The following is a 22,112-nucleotide window of genomic DNA, read 5'->3' on the forward strand; positions in this document are numbered from 1 at the left end:
TTTTTTATTTTTAGAATTTAAGATTCACACTAAGTGTTACAGATTCTATATTAGGGTAATTACCATAATCGAATCCTTGATTTACATTACCATTCTGCGAGCCTGATGCTCTGTAACTCACCTCAGGGTCTGTTCCTGGATAATCTGTAAATGTTAACAAATTTTGCCCACTAAGTGAAAATCTAATATTATCCATTCCTATTTTCTCAGTAATATCTTGAGGTAAATTATATCCTAACACTAAGTTTTTTAAACGAACATACGTACCGTCAAAAATAAATCTAGAATTCATGCGCTTCTCTCTAGTAGCTGGTGAAGGCACATTAGTATCTGTGTTAGTTGGCGACCATGCATTTATCGCTTCAGTAGTAGCATTTGAACCACCTGATGCTAACTCTGATAAAGTAAAGCTATATATATCGCCTCCTACTGCTCCTTGGAAGAAAACACCTAAATCAAAATTCTTGTACTTAAAGGTGTTATTAAATCCAAATGTCCAGTCTTGATTAGGGTCCCCAATGATTTTTCTATCGCTCGAACTAATTTCTCCACTACCATCTATATCTGTAAATAATTCATCTCCAGCAACAGCTCCGCTAAATGTAGCTGTTCCATCAGGCAACGCTCCGCCTTGATATACACCTCTGTATTCATAACCAAAAAACTGTCCAAGCGCTTCCCCTTCTCTTAAAATATGAGTTTCGTCTTGCAAAAAGTGTCCTGGTGCTGCTGAGGGTAAAAAGAAGTCTACATCATCTCCAAATAGCTTTTCTACGGTATTTCTATTTTTAGACCAGTTAAAATCTGTTGACCATGAAAAATTATCGGTACTTACGTTTCTAGTAGAAAGACTAATTTCTACACCTCTGTTATTTATTTCTCCAATGTTATCTAAGAAATTAGGGTTTAGGAACCCTGTATATTCTGGAGTATTACTATTACCTACTATTATGTCTTTAGTTTCGATATTATACACATCTACACTTAACGATATTTTGTTTTGGAATAAACCTAAATCAACACCAAAATTAGTTTGATATGAAGATTCCCATTTTAGGTTTGCATTTGCAGGTCTTCCTGAAACTACTGCATTTACAGTTTGATCTCCAGTTACTGCGTAAATTGACTGCAATGTAGCTAAAGATTGGTAAGGAGCAATAGATGGATTACCTGTGACACCATAACTTGCTCTTAATTTAAGGTTAGATATAGTTTCATTATCTAATAAGAAGTCTTCATTTGATATTTTCCAACCCAAAGCTCCTGAAGGGAAAAACGCATATTTATTATTCTTTGCGAAGTTTGAAGCACCATCTCGTCGTGCTGTGAATGTGATTAAATATTTATCATCATAATCATAATTGATACGTCCATACTGAGACTGAATCTCAAACTCACTTAAAAAAGAGCTTGGAAATAAAGGTGTAGATGCTGTTCCTAAATTAAAATAAGAAACACTATTAGTTACAAACCCTTCAGCTCCAGATGAATTCCTTACAGTTCTATCTTTTTGATAAGAATAACCAGCCAATAAGGTTAAATTTCCTTTACCTATTTCTTTAGTATACGTTAGGTAATTTTCAGTTAATAAATTTGTGTTTTTTAAGTTGGCAATTCCTGAAATTCCTCCTTGGTCTCCTGCAGAGGTTATTAAGGTTGAAGGAGTGAACTGACCACGAGTTTGGTTTCTAGAACTAAAACCGAATGTAGATTTAAACTTTAATCCTTCGATGATTTCATATTCACCATAAAAATTTGCTCTGTATATATCTTCTAAAGTTTCATCAACACGCTCGGAAGCTACAGCAAAAGGGTTATCAATATCATCACCTACTGAATTGAATGTATTATTTCTATTTTCATCTAAAACACCTAAATCTGGTGCAAACCTATATGCTATAGATATAACATCGCCACTTCCACGTCCTCCGCTATTGGCTTGCGTAGAAACACCATTTTTAGTACTTCTGCTTCCAAAGGCATTAAATCCTAGTTTTAGTTTATCACTGATTTGAGCATCTATATTACTTAAAAATGAAAAACGCTCGAAACCAGAATTGATTACCACACCTTTTTGATCAAAATAATTTCCTGAGACGTAAAAGTTAACATTGTCTGATCCGCCTGAAAATGATAACTGATGGCTTGTAGTATGTCCCGTTGTGTAAATTAAATCTTGCCAATCTGTATTAGCAGTGCCTTGTGTATATGAAGGGTTAATTGCTCTAGTGTAATCTGAAAATTGGCCAGCATCTAGCAAATCTAATCTGTTAGATGTACTTTGCACAGCGTAATTACTATTTAGTTCAATAGTCATTTTACCTTTTCTACCTTTTTTAGTTGTAATAAGAATAACACCATTAGCACCTCGGGATCCATAAATAGCGGTAGCAGAAGCATCTTTTAATACCTCAACAGATTCAATATCCCCAGGTTGTGGGTAAGTTGCTCCTACAAAACCATCTACAACAACAAGAGCTGCGCTACTAGCATTTATTGATGTATTACCTCTAATAGTTACATTAATTGGAGTTCCTGGTTCTCCACCGTTATTAGATTGAACAGCAACACCAGCAGCTCGACCTTGTAAAGCTTGTTGCGCATCTAAAACAGGAAAAGCTGTGACTTCATCAGATTTAATTGATGATACAGAACCTGTGATATCACTTTTCTTACGCGCACCATAACCTACCACAACTACTTCTTCAAGCTTACTAGCATCTTCTAAAAGAATAACATTTAATGTTTGTTGCCCTGTAATTTCAACTATTTTTTTAGCATAACCTATATAGGAAAATTCTAAAACGTCCCCTTTATTCACACTAATCGAAAAGTTACCATCAAAGTCTGTAGAAGTTCCTGTAGTTGTATTCTTGATAATAACATTAGCGCCTGGTATAGGTATTTTTAATTCATCGGTTACCATACCGCTCAAATTATAACTGTCTTGGGCTAAACCCAATTTTGTTATGAGTAGCAAAGCACTTAAAAGGAGTACTTTTACCCATTTTGTTTTTTCATGTTTTAACATAAGTTGATTTTTTGAGTATTGTTAATTATTAATTAAACTAGCTTAGTATTCAATCATAAAATGAAAGTATGAAAGTAGTTAGATATATTGTTGTCAAATTTAAAGTTCTATCTATTAACAATAATCCAAAATTAGGGTATCAAAAATACAGATTTAACCAAAAACCCTTTATTAATACAGGTATTTAATCCAAATCAAATAAATTTTCTGAGAATTTATCAATATAAGAAGAAGGGCTTAAACCATACTTTTTTTGGAAGCATTTACTAAAGTATTTAGGATTTTTAAAGCCTACCATATAACTTATTTCAGAAACATTTAGGCTTCCTTTTTCTAATAGCTGAGCAGCTCTTTTCATTCTAATTTCTTGAATGAATTCGTTAGGGGTAAAATTAGTCCAAGCCTTTATTTTAGTAAATAATAACGTCCTACTAATACCCAGTTCCGTAGTAAAGGTTATGATATCAAACTGATTATTAGAAATATTCTCTTCTACTATAAAAAGTGCTTTTTTAAATAATTGCTCATCTAAAGAGGAAATAGCAATATCATTGGGAGCAAAATTCTGATCTATAGAAAACTTTGCACGCATTCTACTTGAAGAATCTATCAAATTTTTTACTCTTAGCTTAAATTCTTTTATATTAAAAGGTTTACTTATGTAATCATCTGCCCCACTCTCAAGACCTTCATATTTATATAATAATGAGGTTCTAGAGGTTAATAAAACCACAGGAATATGACTGGTTTTTATATTCTCTTTGATTTTAGCACAAAGTTCTGTGCCAACCATTTCTGGCATAATAACATCTGAAATTATTAACGAAGGCACATATTTTAATGCTGTTACCATAGCCTCTTTACCGTTATTAGCTTCAAGAATGTTATAAGAGTCTTTTAATAAGTCTTTAATAAACCTTCTAAGTGGTACATTGTCTTCCACAACTAAAACAACATCACGTTCTTTATCTAATATTATTGTTTCCGAATTCAGAAAAGGTTTTTCTGGTAAAACATTGGATAATTGTGAAGTATATAAGCCCACGTCATCACTAAACTTAAAATCTTGAATTATTTCTTCATTATGAATATGGGCACTACCTAATTTAAGTTCTACAATAAAAACACTTCCTTTTTCTTCTCGATTCTTAAAAGAAATATAACCTTTATGAAGTTCTATAATACTTTTTGCAATAGATAAACCTATACCGGTACCAGTACTCTGTACTGTATTATCGGTTATATATTCGGGTATTTCAAAAAAACGTTCAAAAACTTTATTTTTATATTTTTTGGGTATCCCTGGCCCCGAATCAATTACTTCAATTTTTACTGATTGTTTTTCTTTTCTGACTACTATTTCTATGGAACCGTTGGCAGGAGTGTATTTAAATGCATTAGAAATAAGGTTGTAAAATACCTGCTCCAATTTAGATCTATCATAAAATACCAGAATCTCATCATGGCTAGTCTCAAAAGAATATGTATAGTTATTAACTTTTGCGAATTCTGAAAAAGATAAAAATATTTCTCTTAAAAACTTAACCAAATTACCCTCTGCAACTGCTAAGCTATATTTTTTATGCTCTAGCTTTCTAAAATCCATCAATCTATTAATTAACTGTAATAAGTGATTTGCATTACTTTCAATAACCAATAGTTTTTTGTAAACAATTCTACTACCCTTGTAATTTTCTAACAATTGTTGTAATGGTCCTGTAATAAGGGTTAAAGGAGTTCTAAATTCATGCGATATATTCGTAAAGAAACGCAATTTAGCATCATTAATCTCTTGATTTCTTTCATTTTCTAAATGCTCTAATTCTAATTTATGTTTAAGCTTAGTTTTTGATTTTATAATATTATATAAACCCAATAAGCCAATTAAGATAAATAAGGCATATAGCAAAAACGCCCAACTACTTAACCATGGTGCTGGCTTAACGATAATGACCAATGATGTTGGTTTTGAATTCCATAATCTATCGTTATTAGCTCCTTTTACCTCAAAAATATATTCCCCTGGCTTTTGTATTGTATAATTTGCTCTAGTAAGATTAGTAACCACCCAATTATCTTCTAAACCTACCAAACGATATTTATATTGATTACTTTCTGGATTAATAAAATTGGGTATAGAATAGTCTATTGAAAAGTTAGCTTTGTCATAATCAAGAATTATTTCTTTAGTAAACGGCATGCTTTGGGATAAAACCCCATTCTCTTCCCCAACAGAGACAGAGCTGTTTTTAATCTTTAAATTTGTTAGTATAACTTGAGGAACATAACTATTTCGGGCCAATTTACTTGCGTCAAAATAAGATACGCCCTCCGGCCCTCCAAAATAAAATTTTGATTTTCCTTTTTTTAGAGCTGCACCACTACTAAATTCATTACCAACAATACCATCTTTTTTTGTATAAACAACAAAGGTGCCTTCAGGTATATTATACTTTAAAATTCCTTGGTTACTACTCATTAACAAAGTATTATCTTCTCCTTCAAGAATTGAGTAAATGGAAGTAATTTGATTATTGAGTCCCAGCTTAACATTCTTAAACTTTCTACCATCATAACAATACAGTCCTTTTGCCCTTATACTAAGCCATATAACGCCATTACTATCTTGATAAATAAACAGAATATCATCACCAGAATCGGTTTCATTATCGTAAAAAAATCTAGTCACATTAGTATTAGAATACCCTTTTTCAGAATGTGGCAAAAGATTAAGTCCACTTTGGGTTCCAATCCAAATATTTGAATTTTTATCCACTAATATACTTCTGACCCTATTACTAGATAGACTATTTTTTATATTCGTTATATGACCAAATTCAGTTATAGTTTTATCTTTGGTATTATATTTAATTAAACCATACCCGAAGGTTCCCAACCATACATCTTGGTTTATACCTTTTTTTATTGTGTAAACACCTGTTTTACCCAGTAAATTCTTTAGTTGGTTAGAAACTAAATTGTTTTCAAATCTTTTATTTTGAATATTATACGTTTTTACTCCTTTGTTAAATGTCCCTATCCATAAAATACCATCTTCTAACATTAATGATTTAACATTATCACTTTGCAACAAATTTGAATTCGTTGTATTTATATAATTTGTTGTCTTTTGTTTTTCATTAAAAATAGTAAAACCTCCACCCTCAGTACCAAAGTATAAATTTCCGTTATCGTCGTTTACTATAGAACTGACTACTTTATGTCCTAAACGCTTTTTTCCAAAATTCTCAGTGTAATTAATAAAATTGGCATTAGAAATATCCCAAATATCAACTCCACCATAATAAGAACCAATCCAAATAGAACCTTTTTTATCCTTGTAAATAGATTTAATGTAATTATGGCTTAAACTATTTCTATTAGATGGTTCATATTTAATAGACTTTGCATTATCATATTTATCAAATAGTGTAATTCCGTTTGAGCTTCCTACCCAAAGCATTCCATTATCTCCAGCTTCTACAGCTCTTACATCCTCATTATCAGTATTTTCACTTGGTAAAAAACGTTCAGAAATTAAATCAAATTTTAGTAAACCCATATTTTTTGTACCAATACAAAGGGTGTTTTCATCGCAAGCAGAAATATCTTGTATATAAAGTTTCTGGTCAGTAGCTGCTGGTTTAAAAACAGTAAAGTCATAACTACTATCTTTTGTACCAATTACTTTAAAAAGTCCTTTAGAAGTGCCTATCCATACTGTACCATTTTTAGCCTCTTTTATACTTAGAACATAATTAGATGGTAAGTCGTCACCTTTTGCCTTACTGCTGCTAGTGTAAACGTTGATAAAGTTATCATTGTTTTTATCGTAAATTGAAATTCCTTTCGAGGTTCCTATCCAAATTTCTCCATTAGATAATTCTTCAATAGCCCATATAGTATTATTGCATAATGATGTTTTATCATTAAAATGATAAAACCGTTTAAAAGAATCTTTAACAGGATCATACCTATTTAAACCATTATAGGTACCTACCCATATGTAGCCCGAACTATCTTCTTTTATGGAGAGTATATCACTATTGCTTATAGAAGTACTATCTGAATTAATATTTCTATAAATTGTAAACTCTTTTCCATCGTATAGATTTAGTCCGTCCCTCGTCCCCAACCACATACGTCCTAATTTGTCTTGCTCAATTGCTATAACTGAGCTTTGCGACAGTCCATCAGAAGTATTTAAATGTTTAAAATGATAAGTATTCCGTTCTATTTGAGCAAAGCCTAAACAAACATAAAAAAGAAAGAATAAATTAAAAACCTGTTTTAGCATTGTATAAAATATTACAAATTAGGTAAACTATTTAATCTTTCAACTATATAAATAGCGTTTTTTAACTCTAACTATTAAAACTACTTACCTATCAAAATTAAAATAGTTTACCGCATTATTATAACAAATATCTTGCACCATTTTTCCAAGAAATTCTATATCATTAGGTACAAGTCCTTCTTTTACGTCTTGCGCTATTAAATTACACAAAATACGTCTAAAATATTCGTGTCTTGGGAACGATAAAAAACTTCTACTATCTGTTAACATGCCTACAAAACGACTAAGCAACCCCATATTTGATAATGTATTTAATTGTTTCTCCATTCCGTCTTTTTGATCTAGAAACCACCATCCAGAACCCCATTGCATTTTACCAGCTATATCTGAATTTTGAAAATTACCCATCATGGTTGCAAAAACTTCGTTCTGTGCAGGATTTAAATTATAAGTAATTGTCTTTGCTAGTTGATTACTTGTATTTAGTTTATTGAATAATTTAGACATGAACCCTGCCATTGGAAAGTCTCCAATAGAATCACAACCTGCATCTAAACCTACTTCTTGTACTAACAAATTATTATTGTTTCTAATTGGTCCTAAATGGTATTGTTGCACCCAATTGTATTCATGGTATTTTTTTCCTAAATAAATAAATAAAAATGACCGGTACTTATCTATTTCAGTAACAGAAAGTCTTTTTCCTTTTATTTTTTTATCAAAAATTGACATTACTTCTTCCTTAGTATGGTCTTCAATTCTTAATGCTTCTCCAACTCCAAAATCGGACAATCTACATCCATTAGTATTAAAAAATAAAATACGTGCATCAATAACTTCTAAAAAATCATCTAGAGTGCTAATTTTTATACTAGCACTAGCTCCCAATTTGGATAGGTATGCTATAAAGTCTTCCTTTTGGATAAAGAATAATTCATCGGATCTAAATGTTGGTAACACTTTAGTATAAAAGTTTCCAGATTTGGCTATTTGTTTATGATATTTTAAGTCATCACAAGGATCATCTGTAGTACAAACAACTTCTACTTTCATTTGTTCTAGCAACTGAGCCGGGGTTTGCTTAGCTAAAATAGAATTTGCTTGCTCATAAATTATCTCTGCAGTAGAGGGTTGCAAAATAGCATTAATATTAAAATAGCGTTTTAATTCTAAATGTGTCCAATGAAATAAAGGATTTCTTAACGTATTTGGTACCGTATCTGCCCATTTTAAAAACTTTTCTTTATTGGTGGCCGCACCAGTAATAAAAACTTCTTCCACACCATTAGCTCGCATACCACGCCACTTATAGTGATCTTCTTTTAACCATGCTTCTGTTATATTTGCAACAGGCATGTTTTCTGCAATTTTCTGCGCGGATAAATGATTATGATAATCAATTATTGGTAAATCTTTAGCATAGGTATGATATAACTCTTCTGCTACTTTGGACTGTAGTAAAAAATTATCGCTAATAAAATTTTCTGAATTTATGATACTCATCTAGGTGTAGCTTTTAGAGATTCCATATTCCAATCCACGAAGTTCTGCTAAGCCACGTAATCTACCTATTCCTGAATACCCTGGATTTGTTTTTTTCTGTAAATCATCTAACATTTGGTGTCCGTGATCTGGTCTTACAGGAATGGCATAATCCTTTCTTCCTTCTGCCTTACGCCTTTTTTCTTCTATCAAAACTTCTTTAACAACACTATACATATCTACATCTCCATCTAGATGATTTGCTTCATAAAAATTACCTTGTTCATCTCTCTTCGTACTTCTTAAATGTAAAAAGTGCGTACGATCAGCAAAGCGCTTAAAAATTTGCACCAAATTATTATCTGCTCTTACCCCTAAAGAACCAGTACAGAAAGTAATACCATTAGCTCTATCTGGAACATTAGTAAATAAATATGCATAATCTTCCTCGGTACTTACTACTCTTGGAAGCCCTAAAATAGGATATGGCGGGTCATCTGGGTGAATACACATTAATACATTATTTTTAGAAGCTACAGGAATAATTTCTTTTAAAAAAGACACTAAATTTTCTCTTAAAGCCTGCGCATCTATACCTTTATAAGTATCTAAAATTTCTTGAAATTGTTCTAAAGTATATCCTTCTTCTGCTCCAGGCAAACCAGCAATTATATTATTGATTAATTGCTTTTTTTCATTATCAGAAAGTTTTTCAACATAAACTTTTGCTTCCTCTTTCTGCACATGAGAATAACTATCTTCTGCTCCAGGTCTTTTTAATAAAAATAATTCAAAAGCCGCAAAAGCGATAACATCAAAACGCAATGCTTTAGAACCATCTTCTACCTGAAAACTTAAATCTGTTCTTGTCCAATCTAAAACTGGCATAAAATTATAGCAAACTATGGTTACGCCACTAGATGCTAAATTTTTAATACTTGTTTTATAATTCTCAATATATTCCTGAAAATTTCCTGAACGTGTTTTTATATTCTCATGTACTGGAATACTTTCTACAACACTCCAGTTAAGCCCAGCACTTTCTATAATTTTCTTTCTCTTTTGAATTTCTTCTACCGTCCAAACTTCCCCGTTTGGAATATGATGTAATGCAGAAACAATACCTGTTGCTCCCGCTTGTTTTATATCTTCTAAAGTTACAGGGTCTTTAGGACCATACCACCTCCATGTTTGTTCCATTTTACTTTATTATTTTTTTGTAAATTTATTTATAATTGCCAATACTACCTCTCCTTCTTTAACAGAACAAGGGTTATTTCTTTTACCTAAAAAGTAATTAACTGTTTCTTGAATAAGAGGTTGTTGGATATTTTCTGGATTACTAAAATTATATTCTTCTTTTTTTCCCTCAATATTTAGCTTCAAAAAATCCTTATAAAAAGAAAACTCTATAGTTCCCTTTTCTCCGTTAATTACACACCTATCATCCTCTAAAAACTTTGTTACACAAAAAGACCAAATACCATGAAACTGAATACCATTTTTAAAATTAATAATTCCATTAATAGTATCAACCACTTCATTCTTTTTTGATTGATTTACAGAAAATCCTTTTGCATCAATATAATCTCCAAAAAAATGATACATTAAATCTATTTGATGTGGAGCTAAATCATGAAAATAACCTCCTCCAGAAATTTTAGGATCAAGCCTCCAACTTGCTTTTGAATTAAAATTATAAGGCTGTAAAAAATTAATGTTTACATAATTTATCATACCAATCGCATTGGTTTCAATAAGCTCTTTAATTTTAATGTAAAGTGGTAAAAATCTTCGATAATGAGCAACAACAAGTTTTTGTCCACTATTTTCTATTTCTACACATAACTTTCTGGCTTCTTCTTCAGAAAGCACCATTGGCTTTTCTATATAAACATCTTTACCTGCTTTTAAACTTTGTACTGCATACTCAAAGTGAGTTGAAGGAGGTGTAGCAATATAAACCGCATTAATATCTTGGTTCTTTAAAAGTTCTTCAACATTATCGTACCACAAAGGAACGTTATGTCTTCTAGAAAAGTCTTTGGCTAATTCTCCATTTCTTCTCATTACAGCTAACAACTCAGAGTCTTTACTTTTTTGAAACGCTGGGCCACTTTTAATCTCCGCCACATCGCCGCAACCAATAATACCCCAAACAATTAAACTATTTACCCTTTTCATTTCACCAATTAGTTAATTATTATACACCACTATACGCACTAAAACCACCATCTATAGGCACTACAATACCAGTGACAAAAGAAGCTCCTTCTCCACACAACCATAAAGTTGTTCCTACTAAATCCTCTGGCTTACCAAATTTACCCATTGGAGTTTGTTCTATAATTTGATTTCCCCTAAGAGTTAATTCCCCATCCTCTTTTGTAAGTAAACTTCTATTTTGGTCAGTTAAAAAGAATCCTGGTGCCAGTGCATTAACTCTAATTCCTACTTTAGAAAAATGAACTGCCAACCATTGAGTAAAATTAGAAACAGCTGCTTTAGCTCCACTATAAGCTGGTATTTTTGTTAATGGTGTAAATGCATTCATAGATGAAATATTTAAAACACTACACCCTTCCTTACCCACCATATCTTTTGCAAAAACTTGCGTTGGCAACAATGTTCCTATTAGGTTTAAATCAAAAACAAACTTTATTCCTGCAGGATCTAAATCAAAAAAAGTCTTAAACCCCTCTGTTGTATCTTCTAAATCTTCTTCAAACAAAAATGGTTTTGATGTTGTTCCTAAAGGATGATTACCCCCAGCTCCGTTAATTAAAATATCACAGGTACCTAATTTAGTATTAACCTCTACTTTTGCTTTATCTAAAGAATCTTTTTCTAAAACATTTGCTGCAACACCGATAGCTATACCACCAGCCGCAGTAATTTCATTTGCAATACTTTCAGCAGCTTCTTTACGCAAATCTAAAACTGCTATTTTATGCCCTTCCTTCGCAAGGGCTCTTGCTAATGCACTACATAATACTCCTCCTGCACCAGTTAAAACAACTACTTTACTCATTCTATTTCTTTTAATTAATAATAAATACGTGTACGTTAACGTAAATATAATAAAAAATAGGAGACTAATCTTTATTTCAACTATTTGTATTAAAATTAAGGCTTTAAAAACGTATTTCTAAATTTTAGATTTCTTAGATAATTCTCTGTTAATGCACACGCTATTTTGGTTAATTTTTACTAAAATTTAAAAACAGAATACCGCAAAAAATCCATTCTGTGAGCATCGAAAATTATAAAAGAACAAATTTAGCAGCTATAAAATAGCTTGACTCTATAAATAGCAAGGTTAGCTCTTGCCCAACCTGATAATAATTTACATATTAATTCTTCTTTAAAAGCTCTATTTAACAACTTAACGCAACAAATCTAAAATATAGATTTGTAAAATGAGTAGTAAAAAACGTCAAAAATTAACACTGAAAAAAAGAGTTATTATTGAGATTTTATTGAAACAAAATAAGTCTCAAAGTGACATTGCCAAAACACTCTCCAGAGCTAAACCTACCATATACAGAGAGCTCAAAAAAAAATTATAGAGAAGAATATTCCGCAAAAAGAATCCGTCCCAGAGTACACTTTTAACCCCTAGTACTTATAAAAAATCTCCTTAACTATAATATTTTTAAGATTTTACTAGGGATATAGCTTGGAATAGAAATTGAGAATGAATATGGTTTTTGTTCGAATCAATCTCCAAAAAATGAATTTCATACCTATCTTGAATTGACAAACGTATTTTCTCTACAATTTTATCAACTTTTGAACTAAAAAAACACCTATACTTTATTAAAAAAAAGAAATTATAAAGCAGCAACAAAAAAATTATATCTCTTAGGAAAATCTAGGTTCACGCCCAAAGATTATTATTTTCTTCATTAGAAGCAAACCTCTGAGTATTAAACCCAATTAGGAATAAAAAATAATGACTTAAATAAAATAGTTAGTAAAAATAAAAAAAATCTTAACCATTTATTACTCTTCTTTCATCCAGAAAGGTGTAGTAACAAACCATAAAATTGTTCCAATTAGCATAAAAATATTCACATTAGCGGTATCTATTGTACCTAAAAACGAAAGTATGCTTACTAATAATATCAAAACCCCTATTGCTATTCCACTAATTATTTTCAGTAATTTCATAATTTAAGATTTTTGAAATTTCATAATGATTACATATAATGCACTAGATGCTATCCAACAAGGTATTACAGCGTATGCAGCAAACACACCTTTTTCAAAAATAAAGAACAACCCTAATGCTACAGGAATAACCCAAGCTAATAAAACCGCTAAATTAAAACCTGTTCTTTTTTCATCTGCATAATTTTGTATGAAATTCATTTTTTTTGCTAAGTAATGATTTACAAAAATTACTCCCCCCATAGGGCCTAATATGGTACCGTATAAACCTACAAAATCAAGAAGTTTACCTGAAAGGGCAGGAAAAATACCGGCTGCTGTTGCAACCAAACCTGCTAAAATTACACCTGAATAGGTTTTCGAATTTGAAGGAAATAAACTTTGAAAAGCAAGACCTGCTCTGTAAATAGTAGGATTAGCAGTTGTCCATCCAGCTACAATAACACAAATAATACCTGTCCAACCTACTGCACTCCAAGCTAAAGCTCCAGGATTTGCAGAAATATCTCCTGTTAGCTTAATTTGCGCTGCTAACATAAACGATGCACAAATCCATGCCATATAGTGTCCTAAAAACATCCCTATAGACGGTCCCCATCCTGCACGGCTATCTTTAGCAAAACGCATAATAGTTAAATCTGCCATTCCAAAATGCATTGCTGCATTACATAACCAAGAAAAGATTACAATTTTCCAAAAACCAAAATCCTGCTTACCATTAATAGACTGAACTACTCCTATCCCTTTATTCCATTCTGCAACTAAACTGTCCCAAGAAGTAACCTCCATTTGTGTTAATGCAGATAATCCACAAGCAGCAAAGACAACAATCATCCAAGGTGCCGCTATATTAGCAAATTTAGAAACTGTATTATAACCAGCAGCGGCAACTACTGTCATAACTAAACCTACTATAATTACAATTGTTGAAAATGCGGGAGTACTAAGTCCAAAAATATTTTCTGGAACGGTGAAATTTATATTAAATGGAATCCCTACAGCACTTGCAGAAACAGTAATCATAGCTCCTGCCAAAAAGCAAAAAAGCACTCCATTAACTACATTATAAACCTTTACCAAATGTTTTCCTGCTATTTTTTCTAGCTGATAATATAAAGTTAACTTACTTGATACAGCTATAGGAGCTACTAAATATCTCCATGTAAGAATAGCTAATATATTACCAAGAAGTAATCCTACAGCTAAATCTTTTAAACTGGCTCCGGCTGCTAAAAACAATGGCCCAATCATAAATTCAGTTCCAGCTGCATGCTCACCTGCATACATTCCTAAAAAAGATTTCCACCCTTTTAATTTTGATGAAGGCACTGGAGTTCTTTCAAACTCACCAACTTCTAACTGTTCAATGACTTCGTCAATATTGTTTTGATCCATAACACTTTAAAGTTAGATTAGGTATTTGATTGTATTTAGTAAAAAACTATAAACTGGCAAAAAAATGCCATTTACGAAAATATGTGAAGCTTCTATTAACTCTATCCTGTATTGTACCGTAGCTAAAATAAAAAATCATGACGTAAGAAAATTTTATTTTCATCCTATTGCTTCTTTTTAAATATATTCAAATAAGTACTTTTCTTTTAGATAATGTGCAATTAACACATAATTTAAAAAACATAAAAAAATTAGCCTATACCGTGTTTGCTATATTTATACTATCAAGCTTTCTGCAAACATCTGATATTAAAAAATACTATTAATTATACTTTCAAAATCGTGAAAATAAAACTTTTAAATTGACTTGAAGACTTACAACCGAAATTGGCAAGTTAAAAAGACTGCTTTTATAGCTTTCCAAAAAAAAAAAAAAACGAAAAGTAAACCGCCACTTCTCATAAGTTTACACAAACGCATTTAATAAATGGGATTCCTATACACTAAACATTATGTTGTACCATAAATTTAAGACCTATTTTGAAATAGATTAAAGTCGTATTTATGAGATGAATATAGCATGGTAGGCCAAGGTTCTTGGGATTGAATACAGCAATATCCAGAATGTTTTGCAGCTGCAGCACCTAAGTACTATATGGTGTTCGGAACATGATAATTTTGCGAAACTAGCTAATTTTCCTGTATTGGTATGGTAGGTGGTGAAGATGGCAATAACGTAGCATCAGTAAAAAAATGACCGACCTTTTAAAAGCTGCTGGTAATAAAAATGTAAAGTATGTTGCTTTTCCTGGTGCCAATCATCCTCAAGGAAACAAAATGCTGTTTAGCCACATTGAATGTATTGATTGGATGCTTAAATTTTCAAATAAAATTAAGTAACTGCTCTTATATCTAAAAAAAAAAAAGCTCAGCTATTAAAAAATATAGCTGAGCTTTTTTATGTATTAAGTACTACTTCTTAATAGTATTTGGCGTAAACTACTTTTGTATGTAAATATTCTTCCATACCATATTTTCCATCTGCTCCTCCTACACCAGACTTTTTCCATCCAGCATGAAATCCTTGAATAGCTTCAAAATGCTCTCTATTTACATAAGTTTCACCAAAATGAAGACCATTTGTAGCTTTCATGATATTATTGAAGTTTTCAGAAAATATTGACGAAGTTAAACCAAACTCTGTATCATTAGACATAGCAATAGCCTCATCTAAAGTATTAAACTTCATTACTGGCAACACTGGTCCAAAAACTTCTTCTTGGATGATTTGACTATCTTGACTACAACCTGTGATTACTGTTGGCTCATAAAAATAGCCTCTATCAAATTTATCTGGCTGTCCACCACCAACAAGCACTTCTGCTCCTTCTTTTTTAGCAAACTCTACCATTTCAGTAATCTTATCTAATTGGTCTTTAGATACCAAGCTACTCATATCTGCATTAGTTCCTGTTAAAGCATCTTCAATAGTTACTTCGCTCATCTTTTTAGTAAGCTTATCTACAAATTCATCGTAAATACTATCTTCAACATACACACGTTCTGCACAGTTACATACTTGTCCACTAAAAATAACTTTAGAAGATACTACAGAATTTATAGCCAAATCCATATTAGCATCTGCACAAACAATTGCAGGTGCCTTTCCTCCTAATTCTAAAGAAACTTTTGTAATATTTTCAGCAGCAGCACTAATTACTTTTTGTCCCGCACCAACACTACCAGTTAAACTAATAATACCTGTAATAGGGCTTTTAGACAATGCGTTACCTACTGTTCTACCTGCTCCACAAACAAAATTTAAAACTCCTGCTGGTAATTCTATTTTTTGAATGAAATCAGCAAATTCCATAATAGTATTTGGCGCTTCAGAACTTGGTTTAATAACACAAGTATTTCCTGTAATTAATGATGCCGCAACTTTACGTGCCATCACAAAAAATGGGAAATTCCAAGGACAAATACCCACTGCAACACCAATTGGCACCTTATGTAAATAAATATGCTCTTTTTCTCTATCACTTTGAATAATCTCTCCTTCTATACGTCTAGCCCAACCCGCATTATAGTCAAAATAATCAGCCGTTACATCTATTTCAACTTGCGCCAAACCAATAACTTTAGCTTGTTCTCTAGATAATGTTTCAGCTAGAAAAATTCTATTTTCTCTAATAACATCAGCCATTTTATGCAAATATGCAGCTCTTTGAATTGCTGGTAAAGCCTCCCATGCTGGTTGTGATGCTTGTGCAGCTTCCAGAGCATTATTAGCGTCTTCTACGGTTCCGGTAGATATAGTGCTAATAACTTCTTCTGTACAGGGATTTAAAATCTCAATAACCGAAGTGGCTTTAGAGTCTATAAATTGTCCATTAATAAATTGCTTGTAATGTTTCATAATGTTAATTGTATATTTTTGTATACTTATAGAATTTATTTTATTAAGTGATTAGGGAAATCACTGGTATTCTCACAACATAGTTGTTCCATAACTTGTTGTAGTTCTGTTTTTAGTAAAGAAATAGTGTGATTACCTCCTTTTTTACCCAATGCTGACACGCCGTACATAAAAGATCGTCCCATAAAAGTAAACTTAGCACCACTTGCCATGGCTCTAGCTACATCTGGCCCTGAGCGAACACCACTATCCATCATCACCTCTATCTTATCTCCATATTTTTCTGCAATAGTTGATAAAGGCTTTACTGTAGATTGTCCAGCATCTAATTGACGTCCTCCATGATTAGAAACAATAATACCATCCAACCCTAATCGGATTGCTTCTTCAGTATCATACTCTGATGCTACACCTTTTAGAACCAGTTTACCTTTCCACATATCTCGGATAGGCTTTATTTTTTCCTCATTTAATCTACCACTAAAAGTTTGATCCATAAATTTACCTAATTGCTTTAAATCCAAATTTTTAGGCATATACGGTTTTAAGGTTGCAAAATTAGGAATACCATGTTTTAATGTTTGTAAACTCCAATGTGGATGCGTGAAACCTTCTAAAATATTTGCTAGATTCATTTTTGGTGGCATTGCCAAACCATTTCTTATATCTCTAGGTCTAAAACCAAAAGTTGGCACATCGCAAAGAATAACTAAAACAGGACATTCTGCAGCTTCAGCACGCTTAATGATATCATCTCGTAAACTATCTTCAGAAGGATGATACAACTGAAACCAAGCTTTACCTTCAGTAAGTTCACTAGCACGTTCGATACTAGTAGTTGTCACCGTACTTAAAATAAACGGGATATTATGTTCAAAAGCTGCTTTAGCCAAAATCTCTGGTGAATTAGGCCACATTAAACCTTGCAACCCTACAGGTGCGATACCAAAAGGTGCATCATATTCAATTCCAAACAACTTAGTCTTTTGAGAAGACCCATGATGTTTACGAAGGTAATTGGGCTTTAGTTGTACTTCTCTAAGCTCAGAAGTATTTCTTATTAAATTAACATCTTCATTACAGCCACCATCTAGATATTCAAAAGCAAACTTTGGAATCTTCTTTTGAGCTTTAGTTCTCAAATCATCAATAGATGGATATCGGGTATCAAACTTTAATGCCATTATATTTTATATTATGATAAAAACTTTTTTCTTAAATCTTCTACTTGTTCATCATTTATTGGAACCATTTCTCCTAGGGAATGCCCTAATACAATTGATTTTGCGCTAAATTCTGCAACCTCCAAATAATCGAATGTTTGAAGTAGTTTATCTCCGGTAATGAGAACGGAATCATTTTCAATAATCAAAGCCGTAGCACAGTTATCAACAATTTCAGAATTATTATTTTTTCTGAAATGATCACCATACTTTACAGCGTTAATGTCTTGCAAAAAGATCCAACTTTCTGGAATTGTTCTTACATTTAAATAACTATTTGTAACGCCAAACGCCATTAGATAAGGTGATTGAGTCATAATAATGGAATTCACCTCTGGATTACGGTTATAAATTTCTTGATGAATCCAAGAGGCTCTACTAGGCGTTTTTCCAGCTTCACGTTTTCCATCTTTAATCTGAACAATATCATCTATACCCAAATCCCAACGATTAGCACCAGTTGGTGTAATTAAAAAATCGTCATCTTTCCAACGCATCGAAACCGTTCCGTAAGAACTTATCATTAGCCCTTGCTCACACGAACGTTGTACAATTTCACAAATCTCCAAACGTTTTTCAACTTCATCTGAAGGGTATTGGGTAGTTTCCATTTCTGGCAAAACACCTGTAGCTTGCGCTTCAAACTCTTCGATTTGCTCATCGGTTAAATAATTTGGTGTTCCTATTTGCGAGCCATATAAGATAGTACTGGCGCAAAACTCTAAAGCTTCAAATCGTTCATAGGCATCAGTTAAATCACTTCCTCCTAAAACAGTACCATGATTTTCCATAATAACAGCTTTGTACCCTTTTTTGAATTCATCAGCAATGACATCTCCCAAATCTTCACTACCGGGCAGTCTATATTTTGCGTATCCTATAGGTCCACAAATATGCTTTGCTTGTGAAATAATATTTGTATTGGGAATTTGACGAACTATACTAAAGGAAACTAATGCCGGAGGGTGCGCATGAATTACAGATTTAATATCTGGTCTTGCTTCATATATAGCTTTATGAAAAGGAAATTCAGAAGATGGTTTGTGCTTACCTATAACAGTTCCATCTTTCTTAACGCAAATAATATCCGCAGCTACTAAAGAACCCTTATCTACTGCTGACGGTGTTACCCAAATATCTTGATTACCATCCATTATAGAGATATTTCCGCCAGAAGTTGTAGTCATTCCCCTTTTATATATTCGACTAATAATTTCTGTAATCTGATCCCTTGGATGTATTAAATTTATGTTTTTAGACATTCTAAAATAGTTTGTTGATGAAATAATTCGGGCGAACTATTTCTTTATATTATCAGTATATTTTCATTTAAAATTACCCACTAATTATGAACGGTACATGCTTTTTAAGTGCATAATTCTTTCTCAAAAATTTAGAGTTTAATTTTGTATCCGAAATAGAAATAGCTGCTCCAAGAGCTGACCCTAAAGACGCCGTTGTTGTTCGTAATTTTTTATTTCTAAAATAGTGAGATAATAGCTTAATATACAAATCATTATCACTAAATCCCCCATCTACATAAAGCCTAGAAATATCATCATTCCCTATTGCCTTTTTAATACATTTAATTTGAAGTAAAACTAATTCTGTCATTAACTGATGATAAGCGTGTTCATATTTATCATACGACATTTCTGTTTTATTAGGCATATCTTCATCTATCAAACCTTCCCACTTAAAACAATGCTTAAAATCTTTTGTTATTTCAAAATATGTATCATAATTAAATTTAACATTACGATGATAATCATCATTTACTCCAAAACGCTCATTTAACTTCTCAACTTGCAATTTATATTCATTACCTAAAAACAAACGAGATGCTTTTACAGGCTTTCCATTAATTCGCATATAATTAATAGCATCCTTATCATCAGTATCCTCAGAAATTGGTTTTTCCGTAAATGGATTAAAAGCAATACTCCATGTACCCGTAGATATAAGTATAAATTTCTTTTTAATACTTCTAACATACGGTAATAACGCAGCTGAACTATCGTGAATGCCTACACCTATCTTAATTCGATTACCATTATAATTCATGTTAATACTTGTCTCTGTCGAAACTATTGGGGGTAAAATCACATCAAATCCTGCTTTATAAACCCAACTGTGGTAGTCTTTCTTTGCATAGTCCCATAGTGCTGTATGACATCCAATACTTGTATATTCACTTAAAGGAATACCTGTAAAAACGTAACTTAAGTATTGTGGTAAATGCATTGAGTATTTAATTTTTTTAAATACTTCTGGTTTAGTTTTTTTTAACCAATATAACTGCAATCCAGAATTTAACATACTTAAATCTGCACACCCTGTTTTTTTTAGAAATTCGTCTTTAGGACCATATTCTTCAAAAAAAGACGTAATTATTTCTTCTGGTAATGGCTTAGTATAATTATAAAGTGGTGTAACTGGTTTACCATTTTCGTCTATATGCACAAAACTTGCTCCATAAGTTGAAAAATTTATAGCTTTTACATCAAACTGCTCTGCAGTCAATATTCTATTAAAAACCTCTTTTAACCAACTTTGTAAAGCATATATATTTTCTGTTGGGTGGCCATCTTCATCCTCAATCTCATCAAAAGAAATATATTCCTTATGTACTTGCTTAAAATCCTTATTAAATAAGAAAAACTTTTTATTCGTTTTACCTATATCAAAAACAGCGGTTACTTTTTGTTTCATACTACAAAAATTAAAGCCCTGTAGCAACAGTATTTTTACCTCTTTCTTTTATAAGCGCTTCTCTTACACCTAAATTTCTGTAAGCACTTATAGGATTTATAACACCTCCTGTATTTAAACGTGCTTTCTCCAATAGTGGTCTAACATCTGTTCTATAAGCCCCTTGTAAAATCTCTTGACATTTTACAACGTCGTTATCTAACTGTGCTTCTTTTAATAAGTTTTGATCAATTAGCATAGCTTTAGCATATGCTTCTTGAATTGCTTCTAAAGACTGTATTAAATCCTCTAACGGATCTTTTACGTTATGACTTGCATCAATCATCCAAGCTAAATCTGGATTCTGAGGATTATTTTGCATACCATAAACCAATTCATTAAATATTAAGAATAATGCATAAGGTTTAATACTACCAACTGTTAAATCATCATCTCCATATTTACTATCATTAAAATGAAAACCTCCTAATTTACCTTTTAACTGTAAAATAGATACAATTTGCTCTATATTACTATTTGGTAAATGGTGTCCTAAATCTACTAAAGTATATGCTTTGTCTCCACATCCGTTGGCTAACATTAAAGAAGCTCCCCAATCTTGAATTACTGTACTATAAAAATTAGGTTCATAAGGCTTATATTCTACTAACATTTTCCAATCATCTGGTAAACCTTTGTAAATATCTATTAAGCTATCTTGCGTGTTTTGAAATGCAGTTTGAAAGTTATTTTGCCCTGGAAAACAAGAACCATCAGCTAACCATACAGTTAAAGCTTTAGACCCTAATTTATCTCCAATCTTTATAACGTCTAAGTTATGCTGTATAGCTTGCTCTCTAACCGCTTTACTTGTATTACTTAAAGATCCATACTTATATGTCTCTGAAGCATTTTTTTGATCTTGAAACGTATTAGAGTTTACGGCATCAAATTTAATATTTAAAGCATCAGCTTGTTCTTTTATTGCAGCATAATCTGAAGGGATATCCCATGGAATATGTAAGGATACAGCACCTGCAGTTTGTGTTAAACTATGCAAAACACCTATATCTTCTATTTTTTGTTCAAGACTAGAAGGCTCACCATAAAAGGAAAAACGTCCAAAACGAGTTCCTCCTGCACCTAATGCCCAACTAGGTATTGCTACTTGAAAATCTGCTAAATTTGATACTATGGCATCAACATCTTTACCTTGCTTTGTTAATTTATTTGCTAAAAAATCAAAACTATCTTTATGATTTTCTAGACCTGATTTATTTGACTCTGATACTTGCTCTTGATTTATTTTCATGTTTTATTGACTTCTTAAAAATAAAAAGATACTTCCAACAACATTTTTGAATGTTTCTGGAAGTATTCTTTTACAAAATAGTTTGAATT

General features: G+C 31.9%; 15 protein-coding genes. 2 read left to right on the forward strand and 13 right to left on the reverse strand.

Going from position 1 to position 22,112, the window contains the following annotated elements:
• Positions 1–10: 10 nt before the first annotated feature.
• The 6 genes from Q0945_RS01530 to Q0945_RS01555 form a co-directional block, all read right to left on the reverse strand.
• Positions 11–3,031, reverse strand: a complete 3,021-nt coding sequence (locus tag Q0945_RS01530) for a TonB-dependent receptor (RefSeq protein ID WP_299430064.1) — start codon at positions 3,029–3,031, stop codon at positions 11–13.
• Between the two features lie 184 nt (positions 3,032–3,215).
• Positions 3,216–7,328 carry a hybrid sensor histidine kinase/response regulator transcription factor gene (locus Q0945_RS01535; RefSeq protein WP_299430066.1) on the reverse strand — a complete coding sequence of 1,371 codons (4,113 nt, stop codon included), beginning with the start codon at positions 7,326–7,328 and terminating at the stop codon, positions 3,216–3,218.
• A gap of 84 nt (positions 7,329–7,412) precedes the next feature.
• Positions 7,413–8,831 carry a glucuronate isomerase gene (uxaC, locus tag Q0945_RS01540; protein WP_299430068.1) on the reverse strand — a complete coding sequence of 473 codons (1,419 nt, stop codon included), beginning with the start codon at positions 8,829–8,831 and terminating at the stop codon, positions 7,413–7,415.
• A complete protein-coding gene (uxuA, locus tag Q0945_RS01545) occupies positions 8,832–10,010 on the reverse strand; it encodes a mannonate dehydratase (protein ID WP_299430070.1) in 1,179 nt (392 codons plus the stop codon).
• Positions 10,011–10,019: 9 nt separating this feature from the next.
• The gene (locus Q0945_RS01550; RefSeq protein ID WP_299430072.1) at positions 10,020–10,994 is read right to left on the reverse strand and encodes a Gfo/Idh/MocA family oxidoreductase; all 975 of its coding nucleotides are present in this window, start codon (positions 10,992–10,994) and stop codon (positions 10,020–10,022) included.
• Between the two features lie 19 nt (positions 10,995–11,013).
• Positions 11,014–11,841, reverse strand: a complete 828-nt coding sequence (locus tag Q0945_RS01555) for an SDR family oxidoreductase (protein WP_299430074.1) — start codon at positions 11,839–11,841, stop codon at positions 11,014–11,016.
• A gap of 388 nt (positions 11,842–12,229) precedes the next feature.
• Here Q0945_RS01555 and Q0945_RS16100 point away from each other — a divergent pair, with 388 nt between their 5' ends.
• Entirely contained in the window at positions 12,230–12,379 is a 150-nt protein-coding gene (locus tag Q0945_RS16100) for a helix-turn-helix domain-containing protein (protein ID WP_366135617.1), read from the forward strand.
• Between the two features lie 436 nt (positions 12,380–12,815).
• Here the strand turns inward: Q0945_RS16100 and Q0945_RS01560 are convergent, their stop codons facing one another.
• A complete protein-coding gene (locus Q0945_RS01560; protein WP_299430076.1) occupies positions 12,816–12,983 on the reverse strand; it encodes a hypothetical protein in 168 nt (55 codons plus the stop codon).
• A gap of 3 nt (positions 12,984–12,986) precedes the next feature.
• The gene (locus Q0945_RS01565) at positions 12,987–14,378 is read right to left on the reverse strand and encodes a hypothetical protein (protein WP_299430078.1); all 1,392 of its coding nucleotides are present in this window, start codon (positions 14,376–14,378) and stop codon (positions 12,987–12,989) included.
• A 753-nt stretch (positions 14,379–15,131) separates the two neighbouring features.
• Here Q0945_RS01565 and Q0945_RS01570 point away from each other — a divergent pair.
• Positions 15,132–15,278, forward strand: coding sequence for a hypothetical protein (locus Q0945_RS01570; RefSeq protein ID WP_299430080.1), 147 nt, complete (start codon positions 15,132–15,134; stop codon positions 15,276–15,278).
• A 79-nt stretch (positions 15,279–15,357) separates the two neighbouring features.
• Here the strand turns inward: Q0945_RS01570 and aldA are convergent, their stop codons facing one another.
• The 5 genes from aldA to Q0945_RS01595 all read right to left on the reverse strand — a co-directional run bounded on the left by aldA (position 15,358) and on the right by Q0945_RS01595 (position 22,023).
• On the reverse strand, positions 15,358–16,797 hold the full coding sequence (gene aldA / locus Q0945_RS01575; RefSeq protein WP_299430082.1) for an aldehyde dehydrogenase: 1,440 nt from the start codon (positions 16,795–16,797) through the stop codon (positions 15,358–15,360).
• A gap of 35 nt (positions 16,798–16,832) precedes the next feature.
• Positions 16,833–17,981 (reverse strand): alpha-hydroxy acid oxidase, encoded by a 1,149-nt coding sequence (locus Q0945_RS01580; protein WP_299430084.1) that lies wholly within the window; start codon positions 17,979–17,981, stop codon positions 16,833–16,835.
• Between the two features lie 11 nt (positions 17,982–17,992).
• Positions 17,993–19,282: a class II aldolase/adducin family protein gene (locus tag Q0945_RS01585; protein ID WP_299430086.1), complete on the reverse strand. Its 1,290-nt coding sequence runs from the start codon at positions 19,280–19,282 to the stop codon at positions 17,993–17,995.
• A 73-nt stretch (positions 19,283–19,355) separates the two neighbouring features.
• Complete coding sequence (locus tag Q0945_RS01590) at positions 19,356–20,732, reverse strand: FGGY family carbohydrate kinase (protein ID WP_299430088.1); 1,377 nt, start codon at positions 20,730–20,732, stop codon at positions 19,356–19,358.
• Positions 20,733–20,742: 10 nt separating this feature from the next.
• Positions 20,743–22,023 (reverse strand): sugar isomerase, encoded by a 1,281-nt coding sequence (locus Q0945_RS01595; protein ID WP_299430090.1) that lies wholly within the window; start codon positions 22,021–22,023, stop codon positions 20,743–20,745.
• Positions 22,024–22,112 lie beyond the last annotated feature (89 nt).

The sequence above is a fragment of the uncultured Maribacter sp. genome (assembly GCF_947500405.1).
Classification (GTDB): domain Bacteria; phylum Bacteroidota; class Bacteroidia; order Flavobacteriales; family Flavobacteriaceae; genus Maribacter_B.